Genomic DNA, 18960 nt, shown 5'->3' on the forward strand with positions numbered 1-18960 from the left:
TCATTCTTGAAATCTCCAATCAATATATCGCATACTGACATTAGCTTGCACACACACGCCTTCTTTGCGTCCAATAAAGCCAAGATTCTCTGTTGTCGTAGCTTTGATATTGACGCAGGATTTTTTAATCCCTAAAGTTTTAGCGATGCACTCTTGCATCATTATTTTATAGGGTGTGATTTTGGGCGTTTGAGCAAGTATAGTTATATCTGTATTAATAATCTCATATCCCACACTTTGGGCAAAATTATAAATCTTTTGGAGCATTTTTTTAGAATCTGCATTGCGATTAGCATCATCTGTATCAGGAAACCACTCTCCAATATCACCTGCTCCGATTGCTCCCAAAATCGCATCACTTAAAGCATGTAAAGCGACATCGCCATCACTATGAGCTTTGAAGCCAAGAGGAGAATCTATCTTGACACCTCCTAGCTTCATTATTTTCCCTTCTTCAAAAGCGTGAATATCAATGCCATTACCGACAAAAATTTTTGCACAAGGGGGATTTAAACGCTTTTGGTGTTGCCATATATCTGTTCTGTGAGTGAGTTTATTCATTCGTTCGTTGCCTTGCACGAATACGATTTTTTTACCCAAATGGTGCAAAGCAGAACTTTCATCGCTAAAATCTTTATCAACGCTAAGAGATTCTCTTAAGTCTTTTACTCTGCTAAGTTGCGGGGTTTGGATAAGTTTTAAAGATTCTCTTTGGAGATATGATCCTTCATAAAAAGTCGTGTCTGCTACTTTCATATAAGGCACGACACAAGACACATCATCATCAATAGATTCTAACATCGTTTTGACGACTGCTATATCAGTATCCCACCTTGCCACATCACTGACTAAGACAAAAGGTGTTTGGATATGTTGAAGAGCATTTTTCAATGATTGGCAACGCGTTTGACCACCTTTAATAATAGGATATTCACTGATTTTTTGCATATAAGAAAAATCTTCAGGTGAAGCGGTGATAAAGGTATTTTTGAAAGGCAAAGCAGTTGCGAGTTTGCGTGTGGCAAAAAGCCATAAAGGATCATCGCCGATGCGCAACCATTGTTTTTTGACAGGATATGCTTCACAAAATCTTGTAGAGTTTCCTGCTGCCATCATTACTAACGATACATCATCTAAAGTCAAATCTTTTTCCTGTGTTTATGTTTAAAAAAATTTTTTAATTGCGTTATTTTAGCACAAAAAATCAAAATTTTAGCTAAAATTGTTACCTATATACTCATTATTTAACTTTTTCTTAAATAAATTGAGGTATATTTTGCTATTTTTGATAGTTTTAGTGCGTAAGAAATAAAATCAATAAGGAAAAAAATGAGAAAACAATGGATTGCTCATCGGCAAAATGATCCCATCAAGACACAATTGGCTTATGCTAAAAAGGGAATTATCACAGAAGAAATGCGTTATATTGCAAATCTTGAGAATCTTCCTGCGGAACTCATTATGAAAGAAGTCGCAAAAGGCAGGCTGATTATCCCTGCAAATATTAATCATCATAACCTTGAACCTATGGGTATTGGTGTCGCTTTGCGGACAAAGATCAATTCCAATATCGGCTCATCGCAAATCGTAGAGGATATTAACGAGGAAGTGCAAAAGCTTAAAGTTTCTATCAAATATGGTGCAGATACCGTGATGGATTTGAGCACAGGAGGAGATTTAGACAAGATTCGAGAGGCAATCATTGCTGCTTCAAGTGTGCCTATTGGCACTGTGCCGATGTATCAGATTCTTCACGATGTCAAAAATGATGTCTTAAAGCTTGATATTGAAACGATGCTTAATGTCTTAAGAAAGCAAGCAAAACAGGGCGTGAGTTATTTTACTATTCATTGTGGATTCTTATTAGAACATATGCCTGCAGTTTCTAAACGCAAGATGGGTATTGTGTCGCGTGGAGGAAGTCTTATGGCAAGTTGGATGTTGCACTATCATAAACAGAATCCTTTCTATGAGTATTTTGATGAGATTCTAAAAATTTGCCAAGAATACGATGTGTCGCTGTCATTGGGGGATTCTTTGCGTCCGGGCTGTTTGGCTGATGCAAGTGATGAAGCACAATTTGCGGAGTTAAAAGTATTGGGAGAATTAGCAAAAAGGGCTTATGATGCTGATGTGCAGGTGATGATTGAAGGACCCGGACATGTGCCACTCAATCAGATTGAACGCAATGTGGAACTACAAAAAGAATATTGTAATGAAGCACCTTTTTATGTTTTAGGACCTTTAGTTACAGATATTGCGGCTGGGTATGACCATATTGCAAGTGCGATTGGAGCATGTGTGGCGGCGTGGAAAGGTGTCGCGATGCTGTGTTATGTAACGCCTAAGGAGCATTTGGGGTTGCCTAATGCAAATGATGTGCGTGAGGGGATTATCGCTTATAAAATTGCTGCACATGCTGCTGATATTGCAAGAGGGCGTGTTGGTGCAAGAGACAGAGATGATGCGATGAGTGATGCAAGGTATAGCTTTGATTGGAACAAACAATTTGAGTTAGCTCTTGATCCTGAAAGAGCGCGTGAATATCACGATGAAGCCTTGCCTCAAGAAGTTTTTAAAGATGCCGAGTTTTGCTCAATGTGTGGTCCAAAATTTTGCAGTTATAAAATCACGCAAGAGATTTTTAAGACATACAATAAGCCTCAAGGCGAGCAAACTCATAATGAAGCATTAGCTCAAAATAGTTAAATCCAATATCTAAATATTAAGGAGTAGAAAATGAGTGCATTATTTGTGTGTATGGTGGATTATCTTCAGCCTTATGAAAAAGTGCAAGAAGTGCTTGCTTCTCATCGAGAATATCTCAAAAAGGGCTATGAAAAGGGCATTTTGCTTGCTTCTGGTCCAAGAAACCCTAAAGATGGCGGGATTATCATCGGACGATTTAAAGACAAAGCCGATGCTTTAGCATTTTCAAAGCAAGATCCTTTTTGCTTACAGAATCTTGCAGAATATCGTATTTTTGAATTTGAGCCTGTTTTGCATGCGGAGATTTTAACATCGTTTTTAGAACAATGACAGACAAATAAATGACAAATGCAATACAAAGTATGCAGATTCTAGACTCTATAAGCTAGAAACTCAAAGAAAGAATAAGCCATTTTAGAATCTCTTGAAGCGAACACACCTAAAATAAAAAGCAATTGTCTCTAAAATCGCTTTAAGCCTTTTTGTAAAGTATGATTTTACTCATATAAAGGCATTTTTACACCGGCTTGACTAACCCTAACAAAGGATACAAATGATTTACACGCCTTTATCACTTCAAAGCTTTATCGCCTCATACACGCCCTTGTCTCCCACTACAGAGTTACTTTCTAGCTTTACAAAGAGTCTAGAATCTTACCGCACAAAGTTAGAATCTGCCAAAGATTCTAGCTCTTCTCAAGAAGACTTTGCGAAAAATATCTTACGCGATGTGTTGCAAAATTGTTTTGGTTATGAATGTAATACGAAAGATAAAATTGATTTAGCCATTTATGAGGAAGGGGAAGTGCGAGTGATTATAGAATGTAAGAATCCAAACAGCAAAGAGTTTGTAGCTAGCGGGGGGGGGGGGTAAGCAAGATTTAGTAGATTTATTTCAGCCTACTTTGCCACTTGATTTTAGCCCCATACAAACCCAAGAAAATACTCAAACTTTAGAATCTAAAGCCTTTTATCAGTCTATCCTTTATTATCTCAAAGAGCATCTTACGCATAAAAACAACAACCTAACACATATTATCCTAACCAATTATAATGATTTTTATCTGATTGATGCTAAAGCCTACCTACCATTAAGCAAAGAAAGTGCTATCAAAAAAGCCTTTACTAATCACGAAAAGGGTAGGGGTAATGACATCAGCACAAGGGCGTTTTATGAAGAACTAAAATCGATTTTACCTAAACTTGACTACAATATACCCTATACGCATTTTAGCTTAGAATCTATCCCCGATGCCTCCACTCTAGCACTCATTTATCAAGCCCTAAGCCCTGCTGTGCTACTCAAAGCCAAAAGCTATATTGATGCTAATACGCTAAATATTGGATTCTATAATGAGTTGCTCTATATCTTGGGTTTGGAAGAAATAAGTCAAAATGGTAAAATCCTAATCCAGCCTAGCCACACGACAAATACCCTTTTAGACGCACTTTGCAATGTCTTTAATTATGAGCGAAAGAGTCATTTTGAGGAGATTTTCAGCCTCCTTACCACTTGGAATAACCGCCTTTTATTCTTAAGACTTTTAGATTCAATGCTCCTTAGTTTTAAGCATATCAGCAAGCCATTTTTAAGCATTGAATCTATTCCTAACTTTAGCACTCTTGACACGCTCTTTTTTGATGTCTTAGCAAAGCTAGAAGACAAAAGAGATGCAGGGATTCCACAAGCTCTTGCAAATATCCCTTATCTTAACTCAAGCCTTTTTGATAAAACATCGCTTGAGATTGAGGGCAAAGAAATCAAGCTTTTAGATTCTAAGCCTTTGGCTGTGTATAAAGATTCTATCCTCTATAAGGATAAATCCTATCAATTTACTAAACTCCCACTTTTAGAATATCTGTTTGCTTTTTTGCAAGCTTATGATTTTACTACCACACAAGCCGATATAAAAAATCACATTAAGACTAACTATGACAAACTTATCAATTCAGCTGTGCTTGGGCTTGTCTTTGAAAAGCTCAATGGCTATAAAGAGGGGAGCTTCTACACCCCTAGCTTTATCACTAGCTTTATGTGCAAGGAATCTTTACAAAGAGTAGTGATTGAGAAGTTTAATACTGCTAAGAATTGGGATTGTAAAGACTTAGAATCTCTTAAAACAAGGCTTGATAAGCTCACAGATTCTAAAGAGGGCTACAAAGAAGCAAATGCAATCTTTGATAGTATCAAGCTCTGCGACCCTGCTGTGGGTAGCGGGCATTTTCTCGTCTCTGCACTTAATGAAATGATAGCCCTTAAATTTGAGCTTAGAATCCTTTGCGATGAAGATTCTAATCTCTTAAAAAACATTGTGCTAGAAGTGATAAATGATGAAATTGTGATTAGGGATTCTAATAACGCGCTTTTTACCTACACACTCCCAGCGCATGAAAATATAGAATTTCATACGATTCAAAAGACTATCTTTTATACCAAACGCAAACTCATTGAATCCTGCCTCTTTGGTGTAGATATTAACCCAAACTCTTGCGAGATTACCAAGCTTCGCCTGTGGATTGAGCTCCTTAAATCTAGCTATTATAAAGACATTCCGAATAAAATGCTAGAAACTTTGCCCAATATTGATATTAATATCAAGTGTGGGAATAGTCTTGTGAGCAATATTACACTGGATATGACTAAAGACGCATTGATTAAAAGGCTTAAAAATATTTTATCAAAAAAGGCGACTTTGGAATTTTCAAGTGAAGTTCAGGCTATTGCAAATGATTTGCAAAACAAACTCCCCCAAAAGATAGAAGACTACAAAAATGCAGTAAATAATTACAAAAACGAGACCAACGCTGACCTTAAGGCACTGCACAAAGAGACAATCAAAGAATGCCAAGAGTTTATCATAGAGCTTTTTTATAAAATGAGCAATGAATACAGAATCTTTAAAGAAAATCTCGCAAACTACCTCAAAAACTTTGGATATTGTGGTGTTGATGAGGGTAAAATTAAAAATCAACCTTTAGATTCTGACATCAAAAAGAAGCTCAATGATTATATTGTCGCCTTTAACTTCCACAAAACCCTTGAAATCCCCAAAGATTCTGCGGGATTTGTAGAAAAAGAGCTTATAGAGCTTGTGCAATCTTTGCAAAAATATGAGAATCTCAAAAGCAACCAAAGCACCTTTGAATGGCGGTTTGCATTTCCTGAAGTGTTAGATAGTAATGGAGACTTTATGGGGTTTGATTTGGTGATTGGGAATCCGCCGTATGGTGTAGAGCTTACCTCACAAGAAAGAGAAATGTATAAAAAGACTTATTCAACTTCACAAACCAACACCGCAGCTTTGTTTATATATCTTAGCGATAAAATCCTAAGCACTCAAGGCATTAATACTCTTATCGTGCCAAAATCACTCAACTATGTCGCTAAATGGGAAGATGTAAGGGAATTTATCAAGCCTAGTATGTATCTACTTGCAGATTGTGGCAAGGCGTGGAGCTATGTTTTACTTGAAATGGTAATTTTTGCTAGACAAAAGGGCATCATAACCCAAACCTATAAAACACATTTTTTAAGTAATGCGAGTAAGTCTCAAATCCCTTGTCATTCTGAGCAAAGTGAAGAATCTCGCCCGATTCGTGGTGCGGAAATCGTGGAAAAAGGAGGCAGTAGTGCCTCCGCACGATTGAAGCTAGAAGCGGAATCAAGCGAGGCTCTCCCCTTGATTGCCGAAAAAGCGGAGACTTTTTCGCGGGTTAAGGGGAGTGAGGAGGGGATAAACCCCTTTTTGCGAAATAAAGACAATAAACAAAACTTTGAATCTTTTCAAATAGAGAAGAATCAAGAAGATTCTAGCCATGCCCAAAATATGAAAAACACAACCACCACTGCTCCCATAGTGATTGATAAAAAACTCATTGAGAAGTTTGGGGGAATATTTATCAATGGACTTAGCGAAAAAGAGATTTGTTTAGGGATAAAAATGGCACAATCACACTATAAGCTTGAGAAATATCATAAAAACATAAAGGGTTGTTCTATGCAGTCTTATCTCAAAGAAAAGGGTTGCTATGCCTACATAGGAGGCAAACAAATCAATCGTTTTGGGATTGTGGGCATCAAAGGTTTTTGCGATAAAAAACACAATGCAGGGGAGATACTGCCAAATGCTTTATTGACACAAGACATAGTAGCTCATATCACTAAACCTAAGAATCATATAAAAATTATTGCTTGTATTCCAAATCGTGAGGTATTAGTTTTAAATACTATTAATCAGCTTGTTTTTGAGGATATAAATGTGAAATTAGCTTGGGCTATTTTGAATTCAAATCTTATTAATTGGTATTGCTATAAATTTATTTTTTCAAACTCTATCCGAACAATGCACCTTAACAGCTATGCAATAAATAAAATCCCAATCCCCAAAATCACAAAACAAAACCAAAACATCGCAGATTCTATTATTGCTTTAGTCGATGAGATTCTAGCAATCAAAGCAAAAGATTCCACCACCAACACAAGCGAGCTAGAATCTGAAATTAATAGTTTGGTGTATGCGCTTTATGATTTAAATGAAGAAGAGATAAAAATTATAGAAGATAGTTAATACCCATAATAGTAGATTCCATAATTGACAAAGATTCTGATGCGCGTTTTGGTAGTAGGGTGTGGATAATCTTTATAGGCGATTTCAATCGTTCGTTCGCTATTGCGATCAAGCAGCATATAGTTTGAAGAAACAATGATTTTTAAATCGCTAATGTCGCCATTAGGATAGAGGAAAAATTCTACCGCACTCAAGCCTTCTTGTCCTAGCCGAATCGCGCTTGGAGGGTATTGTAAATAACGTTGTGTGATGCGCCCGATGTCGCGTAGATTATTAATCAGAAATTCTTGTTCGGCTAATCCGTAGTCGCCAAACTCTTCACCATAAAGCTCCTCAATATCTCTTCTAGTGGTGCTATCGACCTTAGGGAATTTTGCTAAAGCTTTGATATGGCTAGGATTGGGATTAGGTGTATCTTGTTTGTTTTTGTTTGTGTGTTTTCCATCATAAAGACTAAGAGAGTTTAGATCAATAGAACGCGGTGTTTCTGGTGTCTGAAGTGGTGATTCGCTATGGGGTTGTGAAGAATCTTGTAGTGTTGGGATTGTTTGAGAAGAAGATGCTTGAGAAGAGTTGGAAGATTGACTAGGCGGTGAGAAAATATCATCATTGCCAATAATTTGGAATCCTGCTACTTTCATTTTTGGATCAAGGGAAGTGCCTTTTTTGAATTGTAGTTGATTTATCTGAAAAAAAAGAATGCTTAATACTAAAAAATGCGCAATCAGCGAAAAAATAAGGCATACAAAAAGCCTTGAGTTATTTTCTTCTTGAAGGTTTTTCATCATCTTGTAGGTATTGGGATAAACGTTCTTTTTTTTGTTCTAAGAGTCTTGCAAATTGATCATCAAGCATAATCTGCTCTTGTGTGCTAATATCTTGAGGAATCGGATAGCGATCAATAAGTGTAGTGCTATTCATACCAATCAGAAGCAAATAGCGGTAGCCATTGGATTCAATGGTGAGAATCCGATTTTTAGAATCAATATTTTTTTGCGAGACAATATCGACTTTTGTCGGGTCAAAATGTTCTTTTTTGGTGTTAAATTTACCCAAATAGCCCGGGAAATTTTTCTTGCTCACAATATATTTTTTGACAATCCATAAAACCAACACTAAAAGTGCCATTACGCCAAGCACAGCAATATAACGCCATGTGTCAATACCTAGATCATTTTTAAGTGGTAGGGTTGTCTGAAGCTGTGGATTTTGTGTATTGGAGATTACAGAATCTGTCGGATTTTGATGTGTGGGTATGGGTGGATTGACAGATTCAAGGGTAGGGGCGATGAGAGGTTCATTGAGGGATTTATCGACCAAGAGGTCTAATTGTGATTTGGGCGGGGTAGTTGCATGGAAGATGATTTTAATCATATCACCTTTTGAAGATTTTCGCATAGTTACTTTTATCGTTTGTGGGTCGCCGATGCCTAGTATATAGAGATTGTCTTGAATATTAAAAATTTGCACTTCGCTTAGGAAAAAATTTTTTAAAGGGTGATTTTTGGAGGCAGCTTGAATCTGTGGCAGTATAATACCTTTGTAGTTTTCTTTTTCTGTGAGTTTGGGATTGTGATTGTAAGGGGTTTGTGTATGGATTGTCAGCTCGAAAGTATCGGGATTTTGGGTAAAATCAATATGATTAACTTGCGTATTGGCAAATAGGATATGGCAACCTAGCAGGCAAAGTATAATTAATAATCTCATTATAAAAGAAGCTATTTGTTATTCTCACGAGTGAGGTAATAAACAATCGCATTAGAATCGAGGATTTCATTGATACGAATGGCTAGATTTCGCTCATACACCATCACTTCACCTTTACCAATCACTCGTCCATTGATAAAAGTTTCGATGCTTTCCCCTGCAGGTTTGCCTAAGTCAATGATTGAGCCTTTTTCAAAGCGTAAAATTTCACCCAAAGGAATCTTTGTGTTGCCTAATTCTGCATTGAAAACTACCTCCATATCCAAGAGACCGGTATAGTTTTTCATCATATCTTCTAAATAGGTCGCAAGCTCAATTTCTTTAGCAGTATGGATTCTTTGTTTGTCTAAAATGCTTTCGCTAGCCATTTTAGTTTGTCCTTCTCATATAGATGCTACACCTTCCTTCTTCAAGTCTAAAATGCAAACCATGGTCATAATTGCTAATCAAACGATGTCCTAAATATTCGGGTGTAGAAATGTTAAAATGTTTTCCCATTTCCTCCACCATTACTTTTGCTCGTCCAACGGTTAAGTTTGCGAGTTCTCTTGCCATATCTTCTAATGTCAATTCATCAGGATCATGCTCATCAAGAAAGTATTTGCACATAATCTGCAAAAATTCTTTATTGAAAAGCAAATAAACATCGTTGTGTGTGCCTAGCATACTGATCTTTGTCAAATAACCTTTTTTAAGAGGCATAATTGAATCTCGTGGAACTTGATTGATACTTTTTTTAATAATATCAAAAAAGCTACTATGAATAATGTCCATAACTTCACCTCACCACAAAAACTAAGAGTCTATGTAATTATATAATATTTTTTAACTTAAATAGGTTTAAAATTGGATTTATTTTGACAAAATGGAGCAATAAAACAACTTTCACACATTGGTTTAAGAGCTTTGCAAGTATAGCGACCAAATAAAACAAAGGCTTGATGCAAAATACACAAGTGATCACCAAAAAGTTTAGCAAGCTCTGATTCTGTTTGTAGAGCGGTTTTTGCGTTGCTTAATCCCAAACGATGAGATACGCGAAAAACATGCGTATCCACTGCCATATAATTTTGTTCAAAGAACTCTATTAAGACAACATTGGCAGTTTTTTGTCCAACTCCCGCTAATGTTTTTAGCTCTGCTTGTGTGGTGGGAATGACGCCGTTAAATTCTTGCATTACTTGATTCGCCATTTTGTGTAAATGTGAAGCCTTATTGTTAAAAAACGAAACAGATTTAATTATCATCTTAATATCTTCAATATTGGCTTGACTTAAAGACTGAACATCTGGATATTTTTCAAAAAGCGCAGGTGTAACGATATTGACACGCTTATCAGTGCATTGAGCCGACAACATAACAGCAACAAGTAATTCATAGAGATTCCGATAATGCAACTCTGTTTTAGCGTCTTTGTAATGCTCTAGGAATAATTGTTTAATCTGCTCTATGTCTTGTTTGTTCCATTTTTTTGCTGTCCTTTGGGATTTTTTGGGTAAAACAGATTCTGTGTTTGTGGATTTTTGTGGAACTTTTGGCATTTATTTAATCCTAAAAAATTCTAAAAATTTATACTGCGGGTAGCAAATCATCATTACTTTGAATCTGGGCAATTTCTTGCGTTTTGACCTCTTGCACTTCGATTTTTTGTGCTTCGCTATCACGCAAGGCAATTTGCACACCATTAATCATAATTGCGATGGCTAATGAACCTATGGAACGCGCAGTTACATGGAATGTCTTGCCCTTTGTAATGCCTAAAGTAATAAAACGATTTTTTAAAACGCTATCTTGTGTGTTTAATGATAAAACTTGATACATTTTTCCATTTTGGGCGTCATAAAGTGTCATTTTTATCCTTTTTATTTTTGATTATATCAAATTTCAGTGAATCTGATTATTTTTTTCTTTATCGGAATGATCGCTGGAAGCATCAGAATCAGTGTCTTCTGTTTCTTGTGGAGTAGGCGTAACTTCATTTTGATTTTGAAAATCTTGCTCTAAATGTTCGGGTGTGTCAAAGTCTTGAATGGGAAGATTCTCTTCTGAAAATGAAGGTTGCGGTAAGGATTCACTAGATTGTTCATCTCCAATAAACATTTGAGCAAGATCATCAAGCGGCTTGAAAATACGCTCAATCATCTTAAAGGGTGCAGTCAAAATATCTTCTGCAATACCCACTTCACTTTTGGGATCATCAAGTGTCCCTTTTATGGCAATATTTGTCGAGAATTTGCCATCTTCACCCAAAATCACATAACCAACAATAGGGATTTTGCTAATAATATCTGCAAGTGTTTTGATTGTAAAAGCTTCAAGGGCAATATCAAGCGTTTTATCTTCAAGATTAATAAAACCTTCGCCTTTCACATCAATAGAAGTCCCGATAAGATTGATTGTCTCTAATGCAAAATATTGATCTTTTACAGAGAAAAAGACTTCTCCATGTTTGATTTCATAGCCACTTGAGCCTAAACCCGGCTTTCTGAAAGTAACTAATGCGGGGATTGTATCAATCAAAGCCAAAATGTTTTGCACAATAGCAAAATCTTTAAAAATAGTGTTTTGCATGGAGATTTTGCCACGCAATGCACCTTCTTCATAGACGCCTCTAAAGTTAAACAAACCGCCTGAAAAAATTTCTTTATCCCATACTTGATTCAAAAATTTATCACTAAAATTATTAAGCTTAATTTGTGCGATAGAGTGAAAAATATCCACATTTGCTACACCATTGCCATAAGTCGCATCAGCACGAATAATGCCATCACGCAATGATATAGCGACAATGTCGGTAGGGATCATAAAATTATCCAAGTAAAAATTCATATTACGCGCTTCGACATAGGTAAGGTAGGGTTGGATATTATGCTCTCTTTCGTAACGTCTTTTGAGTTGGATAAAATCTTGTTCTGCTTGGTATTGTTCTGGAGTGATTTTTTGTTTTTCTTCACTTTTTTCGTTGAGTTGGGCAAGCACAGGGATAGAGCTACTAAAGATTTCATCAATTTTCAAATTATAATCATTAAGGATAATTTTTATCGTATTATTGGTTTTAATAAATATTAATTTTTTATCTTTAGAAGCCATTAAAATACCATTAGCACCGATTTTTCCTTCCATACTGATATGTTTTAAACGTTGAGAATCTTTATGATAAATAGGATATGCTAAGTCATCAACATCTATGGCAATATCAATAGTATCAAAATTTTGCGTATTAAGGCTGATAGAGCCTTTTTTGATACCGACATATTGCAAAAGAGGAGAGTATGTATAGACCTTGTCTAAATCTTGCAATGTGATAGTATTGTTTTTATCAGCAATGGACATTTGAACGCCAAATATGGGTATGCTAAGAATCTTTGTTTGGTGAGCTAAATCCCCGACAATATCAATAGAAGCAATCTGTTTTTTATCAATTTTTAGAATCTCTATTCCTGCCCCTCCTTGTGAATCTTGATGAATCGCTTTGATGATGCGTTGTGTGGTCTCATCGGCATCTTTGGGGATTTTGGGCAGAGTCGCTGATGAGGTAGTAAAATTTTTTGTTGAGAGTGCGAAAGTATCAATGCCAAGATTTGCTTTTAAAGCGAGGGTATTCAGATCCCAATCGACATTGAGAGTGCCTTTGATGCTATTAGCATAATTGACTTTGGTTTGATTGACAGAAATACTCCTTTTTTTACTATCAGCTTTAAATGCAATATTTAGTCCGCTCACATCGATTTTCTGCCCTTGACTGATTTGAAGCGTTGATTGTGGGCTGATGATATGACCATTGACTAATACCTGTGTATTTGCCTTTTGAGGTGTAATATCAAGCCCTAGATTCACGCGTAGATTTGAATCTACACTTCGAATGGGCAGCGGAATTTGGAAATTTCCTAGCAGATTTGCCAAAGCATCATTAATCTTGACATTGTTTGAGAGGATATTTATTTTGACGCTTAGTGGTTGGGCAAAAACATTACTTAATCTTACTTCGGAGCCATCAAGTTTAATATCTGTAAATGTGGGTTCTTTGAGTGCAAAGACAATATCTTCATTCTTGACATAAACGAGTGCGTTTGTAGCCTTGATAGGCTCAAGATTCGGAGAAAGATAAACTTTGGGAGACACAATCACCGCATCAAGTTCGAGGGATTTTTGTAGATTCTTTAAAAAACGATAATCAAGCGTGCTGTAAAACTTTAATGAGTTGATTTTTAACGAATCGTAACGAACATTTCTGAAAAGCCAATTATTTAAAGTCGCATTATTGAGTCTTTTGATATAGGGTTTGATTGTCTCGAGATTGTAAAGATTTGAGCTTGAAATATCCATACTGATTTTTTGAAAATTTGTAAGACCTTTGACATAAAGTGTAGGTTGTTCGGGATCTTTTGTTTGTTCTTTGGGTGAAATTTCAATATCCATTTCAATGGTATTTTTGATGGAATGATAAATAAATTTCCCGTCAATTTGCAAACCAAAGCGCATTAAATCAAGCTGATAAATGTTTAGTTCTGTTACCTTTCTGTGATTCTCAATTGCAAAAATAGCGACTAATTCAGGACCGATAATCTTGTATTCTTTACCATCATAATGGACGCTCCGATCTTTTTTATCTGCAAAAATAATCTTTTGGATATTGAGTTTTTCAAAATATGAGATTACAAAAAGAAACTTTTTTATCATGCCCCCGATATTGTCAGCACTCCATAGGGTTTCTTCAAACTCTTCCTCGTTCATATCGGGGGATTCTTGCAGGTTTGAAATATCAAGTGTTTCGATTTCCAAAATAAGCTTGTTATTTAATCTTAGATAAAATCCATCGATTTGAATCTTTCCAATGACGATTTGAGGACTATAAATACCATTGGAGAGGATCTTATATCCCATTGCAAAGAGTGTGATTAAAATGCCCAATAAAATAAGAATATTAGCTATATTTTTGGATTTTCTTGTCATCATTGCCCTAACTTTTATGTTTTATTTATTGTTGCCTGTGCAGACCGAACGCATTGTGAATCTACCCAAAGGTTCGCTTAATAAAATTATAACATATTTAGGAGAAAATGGGCAATCTCTTAACCCACTAGATACGTATATAATCCGAATGCTTGGCGTGCCTCAAAGCGGTTATATTGATATGAAGCATGAGATTTTGCCTAGAGGAGCATATCTCAAAGCACTTGTAAGCTCAAAAGCTGCCACGAAAGAAGTAACATTGATTCCGGGTGAGACGATGTATTTTTTTATCCGCTCTCTTGCACAGAGATTCCCACTTTCTGTTGAATCTTTAGAATCTGCGTATGATAAGTATTTCCCTTATCCTGATGGTGTGATTTTCCCTGATACTTATAAACTTCCTGTGGGGGTTGATGAAGATGAGATGATGAAAACGCTTTATGATATGTCGATAAAACGACATCAACAAAGTGCGATAGAATTGCTTGGAGAATATAATGAGGCAGAATGGTTTAAATATGTGAGTATGGCTTCAATCGTCCAAAAAGAAGCCGCTGATAATCAAGAGATGCCAATCGTTGCTGCTGTGATTTTTAATCGCATCAAGATTGGTATGCCTTTGCAAATGGACGGCTCATTGAATTATGGTCCGTATTCACACTCAAAAGTTACACCCGAACGCATTCGCAATGATGATACGCCTTATAATACTTACCGAAATAAAGGTGTGCCTCCCTATCCTGCAGGGAGTGTGAGTATCCAAGCGATTAAAAGCGTGCTTCACCCTGCAGATGTGGATTATTTATATTTTGTGCGTGATAGGGCAAGTGGGAAACATAAATTCAGTAAAACATACGGAGAACATCGAAGTAACTTCTAGATTTATTTTTTTTTAAGTAAATTTGTTTCATAGTTAGCAAGTTAAAATTTTTGTTTAACTTTTAAAGATAAAAAGGCTAAAAGCTCGTAGGCAAGGTAATAATGGAGATATTTAAAAAAATTGGTATTATTGGCGGATCTGGTAATGTTGGGTCTCACATTGCCTTTTTGGCAGCAATGAGAGGTATTGCTAAGCGTATTATTGTCCATAGCATTGACATTCCTCGTTGCAAAGGTGTGAGTCTTGATGTATCACAAGCTGCTTGCATATTAAATCTACCCACACAAGTAGAAAGTTGTGAAACTCTTGAGGGATTGAAAGATTGTGAAGTGATTATTATGAGTGCAGGTTTGCCACGCACACCAAATATGACGCGTGAAGATTTACTACTCAAAAATGCACAGATTCTCAAAGACACAATGCGAGAGATTGCTACAATCGCTCCAGATTCTTTTATTATCGTGGTTTCTAATCCTCTTGATGTTATGACTTATGTCGCTAAGCAAATCAGTGCATTCCCTAAAGAGCGTATTATTGGAATGGCGGGCGTGCTTGATAGTGCGCGTTTAGGTTATGAAATCAAACAATCTTTGGCAGATTATCACACCTCTGTTTCACCTCTTGTCATTGGTGGGCATGGCGATGATATGCTTCCTTTGACTCGCTATTCTCTTGTTAATGATAAAACATTAGATGAAATATTTGATGAGCAAACGCTTTCTCACATTATCAAAGAGACAAAGAATGGTGGAGCAAAAATCGTGAATTATTATCAAAGAGGCTCGGCATATTTTGCTCCGGCTACTGCTGTTATAAAAATGCTAGAAGTTATTTTGTATGATTCTCAAGAAGTTTTATCTTGTAGCGTGTATTTAGAAGGTGAATATGGATTGAATGATCTCTGTATGGGGGTCCCTGTCAAATTAGGTAAAAAGGGGGTTGTGCAAATTGTAACACTCAATTTAAGTCAGCAAGAACAAGAAAGATTGAATATCTCTGCAGAGGGTATTCGCAAGCAAATTAAGATTCTCGCCGATAATCATTTGTTTGATTAAGAGAATTTAGATAATGTATTTCAACTTTTAAGAAAGGAAAAGAAATGGGAATTAAAACAGCACCGCAAAATGTTCCTGTATGGATTGATGAAACTCGTTGCAAAGGTTGTGATGTATGTGTATCACTCTGTCCTAGTGGCGTCTTAGGTATGAAGAAAGATGAACATAAGATTCTGGGTAAAATTATTTCTGTAGCATATCCTGAAAGCTGCATAGGTTGTCGAGAATGTGAGCTACATTGTCCGGATTTTGCTATCTTTGTCGCAGATAAAAGCGAATTTAAATTTGCTAAAGTCAGTAAAGAGGCTCAAGAAAGAGCGACAAGAATTAAAGAAAACAAGTTTATGGTTATTTAATAAGGAGAAAAGATGCGTGAGTTAATTACAGGCGGAAATGAGCTAGTAGCACTAGCTGCAATAGAGGTAGGCTGCAGATTCTTTGGAGGTTATCCTATTACTCCTTCAAGTGAAATTGCACACGAAATGAGTGTGAATCTTCCTAAAATTGGTGGAAAATTTATCCAAATGGAAGATGAAATCAGTGGTATTGCGGTTGCTTTAGGGGCTTCAATGAGTGGAACTAAAGCAATGACAGCGACTTCAGGACCGGGTATCTCGCTTAAGGCTGAACAAATCGGTTATGCGTTTATGGCAGAGATCCCCTTAGTCGTGGTTGATGTGATGCGTGGAGGACCTTCGACAGGGCTTCCTACTCGTGTTTCACAAGGCGATGTGAATCAAGTCAAAGCACCAAGCCACGGAGATTTTTGCTCAATTGCTCTCGCAGTGGGTAATTTAGAAGAGGCTTACACACAAACGGTTCGTGCATTTAATCTTGCCGAAAAATATATGACACCGGTTTTCTTACTTCTTGATGAGACCGTGGGGCATATGCATGGGAAGACCCTTATCCCCGATGTCAAGGATATTCAATCGACAATCGTTCAACGCGAAGAGTTTAAGGGTGATCCTAAAGATTATCAGCCTTACAGCGTTCCTCAAGATAAACCCGCTGTTTTGAATCCTTTCTTTAAGGGATACAAATATCATATCACAGGATTGCATCATGGTCCTACAGGATTCCCTACAGAAGACGAAAAACTTTCACAGAATCTCATTGACAGATTGTTTAATAAAATAGAATCTCATGTTGATGACATTGTCCAATATGAAGAATATCAGCTTGATGATGCAGAGATTCTTATCATTGCCTATGGTTCAGTATCTCTTTCCGTCAAAGAAGCAATTATAGATTTACGCAAAGAAGGTGTCAAAGTAGGGCTTTTCCGTCCTATCACTCTTTGGCCAAGTCCTGCAAAACAAATCCAAGCGTTAGGCAAAAAATTTGATAAAGTTTTAATGATCGAGCTTAATAAAGGACAATATTTGCAAGAAGTAGAGCGTGTGATGCAAAAGAATGTCCGATTCCTCGGCAAAGCAAATGGTCGAAGTATCTCACCTTCAGAAATCATCAAAACAATTAAGGAGATGTAAGATGGCATTTAATTATGAAGAATATCTACGAATAGATAAAATGCCCACACTATGGTGTTGGGGTTGTGGTGATGGTGTGATACTAAAAAGTGTGATTCGCGCCATTGATTCATTAGGTTGGAATATGAATGATGTGTGTATCGTGAGTGGGATTGGTTGTAGCGGGAGATTCTCATCTTATGTGAATTGTAATACTGTGCATACGACACATGGGCGCACAATGGCATACGCGACAGGGATTAAACTCGCCAATCCCGATAAAAAAGTCATTGTGATTTCAGGTGATGGCGATTCTATGGCAATCGGTGGGAATCATACGATTCACGCTTGTCGGCGTAATATTGACCTTAATCTTGTTTTGATTAATAACTTTATCTATGGTTTGACAAATTCTCAAACTTCACCCACTACGCCTAAGGATTTTTGGACGGTTACTGCTCAATATGGTAATATCGATCCTAATTTTGATCCCTGTGAAATTGCTAATGCTGCGGGCGCGACTTTTATCGCTCGTGAAAGTGTGCTTTCTCCTAAAAAGCTTGAAAAAGTTCTAATGGACGGATTCTCGCACAAAGGTTTTAGCTTTTTTGATATTCATAGTAACTGCCATATCAATCTAGGGCGTAAAAACAAAATGGGTGATGCGACTTTGATGCTCAAATGGATAGAATCTCGCCTTGTTGGCAAGAGTAAATTTGATACATTAAGTGATGAAGAAAAAATAGGTAAATTCCCTACAGGCATACTCAAACATCAAACTGATAAGATCGAATATTGCGAAGCTTATGACGGAGTGATCGCAAAAGCTCAAGCGAAAGGAGGACGCTAAAATGACACATCAACTTCGATTTACAGGTGTCGGGGGACAAGGTGTGCTTTTGGCAGGAGAGATCCTTGCTGAAGCTCAAATCAAGGACAAAGGCTATGGCGTGAAAGCGGCGACTTATACAAGCCAAGTGCGTGGGGGTCCTACAAAAGTGGATATTCTTCTTAGTGATGAAGAGATTCTCTATCCTTATGCAAATGAAGGAGAAATTGAATTTATGCTTTCTACTGCGCAAGTGAGTTATGATTCATTTAAAAGCGGTGTGAAAGAGGGTGGTGTGATTGTGGTTGAGCCAAATCTCGTGAAGCCAAGTCCAGAAGATCTTAAAAAGTTTAAGATTTATGAGATTCCTATCATTACGATTGCTAAAGAAGAAGTGGGTAATGTCGTAACACAATCTGTTGTGGCACTAGCTATTACTGCGACTTTTACTAAATGTGTGGATAGGGATTTGGTTTTCCAAACAATGATAGAAAAAGTGCCACCAAAAGTGCAAGAAGCGAATAAAAAGGCTTTTGAGCTTGGCGAAAAATACGCAAAAGAAGCATTGAGCAAATAATATTTATAAGAAGATTCTCATTGGTAGAATCGCTTTATATTATTTTGCGTCATTTACAAATAGTGCAGATTCTAAGTTTCAAGAGACTTTTAGAATCTGCAGTTTCCCACAAGATTTTAGAATCTAATCGTTTAGATTCCTCCTGTATGTTTGTATCTCCGTATTTTATTAAGAGTGGTAGTGTTTTTTGCTCTAAGTGCTTATGCTTCA

Annotated in this window: 18 protein-coding genes; 10 read left to right on the plus strand and 8 right to left on the minus strand. The window is 36.7% G+C overall.

The features are described from left to right. Complete coding sequence (locus LS68_RS07420; protein ID WP_081950875.1) at window positions 1-1143, minus strand: bifunctional 2-C-methyl-D-erythritol 4-phosphate cytidylyltransferase/2-C-methyl-D-erythritol 2,4-cyclodiphosphate synthase; 1143 nt, start codon at window positions 1141-1143, stop codon at window positions 1-3. 186 nt (window positions 1144-1329) lie between these two features. Between LS68_RS07420 and thiC the strand changes: the two genes are divergently transcribed. The 4 genes from thiC to LS68_RS09690 all read left to right on the plus strand — a co-directional run bounded on the left by thiC (window position 1330) and on the right by LS68_RS09690 (window position 7277). Then, window positions 1330-2709 carry a phosphomethylpyrimidine synthase ThiC gene (gene thiC, locus LS68_RS07425; RefSeq protein ID WP_034369572.1) on the plus strand — a complete coding sequence of 460 codons (1380 nt, stop codon included), beginning with the start codon at window positions 1330-1332 and terminating at the stop codon, window positions 2707-2709. Window positions 2710-2739: 30 nt separating this feature from the next. Then, window positions 2740-3039 carry a YciI family protein gene (locus LS68_RS07430; RefSeq protein WP_034369575.1) on the plus strand — a complete coding sequence of 100 codons (300 nt, stop codon included), beginning with the start codon at window positions 2740-2742 and terminating at the stop codon, window positions 3037-3039. 223 nt (window positions 3040-3262) lie between these two features. Further along, on the plus strand, window positions 3263-3583 hold the full coding sequence (locus tag LS68_RS07435; RefSeq protein ID WP_138091320.1) for a hypothetical protein: 321 nt from the start codon (window positions 3263-3265) through the stop codon (window positions 3581-3583). 31 nt (window positions 3584-3614) lie between these two features. Then, window positions 3615-7277, plus strand: coding sequence for a class I SAM-dependent DNA methyltransferase (locus tag LS68_RS09690; protein ID WP_199741495.1), 3663 nt, complete (start codon window positions 3615-3617; stop codon window positions 7275-7277). Here the strand turns inward: LS68_RS09690 and LS68_RS07445 are convergent. The 7 genes from LS68_RS07445 to LS68_RS07475 are packed head-to-tail and all read right to left on the minus strand — an operon-like array spanning window position 7274 to window position 13940. Next, on the minus strand, window positions 7274-8062 hold the full coding sequence (locus LS68_RS07445) for a TonB family protein (RefSeq protein WP_034372164.1): 789 nt from the start codon (window positions 8060-8062) through the stop codon (window positions 7274-7276). The two genes, LS68_RS09690 and LS68_RS07445, sit on opposite strands and share 4 nt — an antisense overlap. Further along, on the minus strand, window positions 8037-8984 hold the full coding sequence (locus LS68_RS07450) for a hypothetical protein (protein ID WP_138091322.1): 948 nt from the start codon (window positions 8982-8984) through the stop codon (window positions 8037-8039). Before LS68_RS07450 ends, LS68_RS07445 begins: the two co-directional genes overlap by 26 nt. 11 nt (window positions 8985-8995) lie before the next feature. Further along, window positions 8996-9352 carry a flagellar motor switch protein FliN gene (gene fliN / locus LS68_RS07455; RefSeq protein ID WP_034372166.1) on the minus strand — a complete coding sequence of 119 codons (357 nt, stop codon included), beginning with the start codon at window positions 9350-9352 and terminating at the stop codon, window positions 8996-8998. A 1-nt stretch (window position 9353) separates the two neighbouring features. Continuing rightward, a complete protein-coding gene (locus tag LS68_RS07460; RefSeq protein WP_034372168.1) occupies window positions 9354-9758 on the minus strand; it encodes a chemotaxis protein CheX in 405 nt (134 codons plus the stop codon). A 56-nt stretch (window positions 9759-9814) separates the two neighbouring features. Beyond that, entirely contained in the window at window positions 9815-10525 is a 711-nt protein-coding gene (gene nth, locus LS68_RS07465; protein ID WP_052100455.1) for an endonuclease III, read from the minus strand. Between the two features lie 28 nt (window positions 10526-10553). Beyond that, entirely contained in the window at window positions 10554-10835 is a 282-nt protein-coding gene (locus tag LS68_RS07470; RefSeq protein ID WP_052100457.1) for a FeoA family protein, read from the minus strand. Window positions 10836-10868: 33 nt separating this feature from the next. Next, window positions 10869-13940 carry a DUF3971 domain-containing protein gene (locus LS68_RS07475; RefSeq protein ID WP_081950947.1) on the minus strand — a complete coding sequence of 1024 codons (3072 nt, stop codon included), beginning with the start codon at window positions 13938-13940 and terminating at the stop codon, window positions 10869-10871. Here LS68_RS07475 and mltG point away from each other — a divergent pair. The 6 genes from mltG to LS68_RS07505 all read left to right on the plus strand — a co-directional run bounded on the left by mltG (window position 13888) and on the right by LS68_RS07505 (window position 18750). Beyond that, window positions 13888-14817, plus strand: coding sequence for an endolytic transglycosylase MltG (gene mltG / locus LS68_RS07480; protein ID WP_034372170.1), 930 nt, complete (start codon window positions 13888-13890; stop codon window positions 14815-14817). The genes LS68_RS07475 and mltG overlap by 53 nt on opposite strands. Before the next feature lie 101 nt (window positions 14818-14918). Beyond that, entirely contained in the window at window positions 14919-15872 is a 954-nt protein-coding gene (locus LS68_RS07485) for a malate dehydrogenase (RefSeq protein WP_241993711.1), read from the plus strand. A 44-nt stretch (window positions 15873-15916) separates the two neighbouring features. Continuing rightward, window positions 15917-16228, plus strand: coding sequence for a 4Fe-4S binding protein (locus LS68_RS07490; RefSeq protein ID WP_034372172.1), 312 nt, complete (start codon window positions 15917-15919; stop codon window positions 16226-16228). A gap of 12 nt (window positions 16229-16240) precedes the next feature. Continuing rightward, window positions 16241-17365 (plus strand): 2-oxoglutarate synthase subunit alpha, encoded by a 1125-nt coding sequence (locus LS68_RS07495; protein ID WP_034372175.1) that lies wholly within the window; start codon window positions 16241-16243, stop codon window positions 17363-17365. Between the two features lies 1 nt (window position 17366). Then, window positions 17367-18194: a 2-oxoglutarate ferredoxin oxidoreductase subunit beta gene (locus tag LS68_RS07500; protein ID WP_034372178.1), complete on the plus strand. Its 828-nt coding sequence runs from the start codon at window positions 17367-17369 to the stop codon at window positions 18192-18194. 1 nt (window position 18195) lies between these two features. Continuing rightward, window positions 18196-18750, plus strand: coding sequence for a 2-oxoacid:acceptor oxidoreductase family protein (locus tag LS68_RS07505; protein ID WP_034372181.1), 555 nt, complete (start codon window positions 18196-18198; stop codon window positions 18748-18750). Window positions 18751-18960 lie beyond the last annotated feature (210 nt).

The organism is Helicobacter sp. MIT 05-5293, from assembly GCF_000765665.2.
Lineage (GTDB): Bacteria > Campylobacterota > Campylobacteria > Campylobacterales > Helicobacteraceae > Helicobacter_C.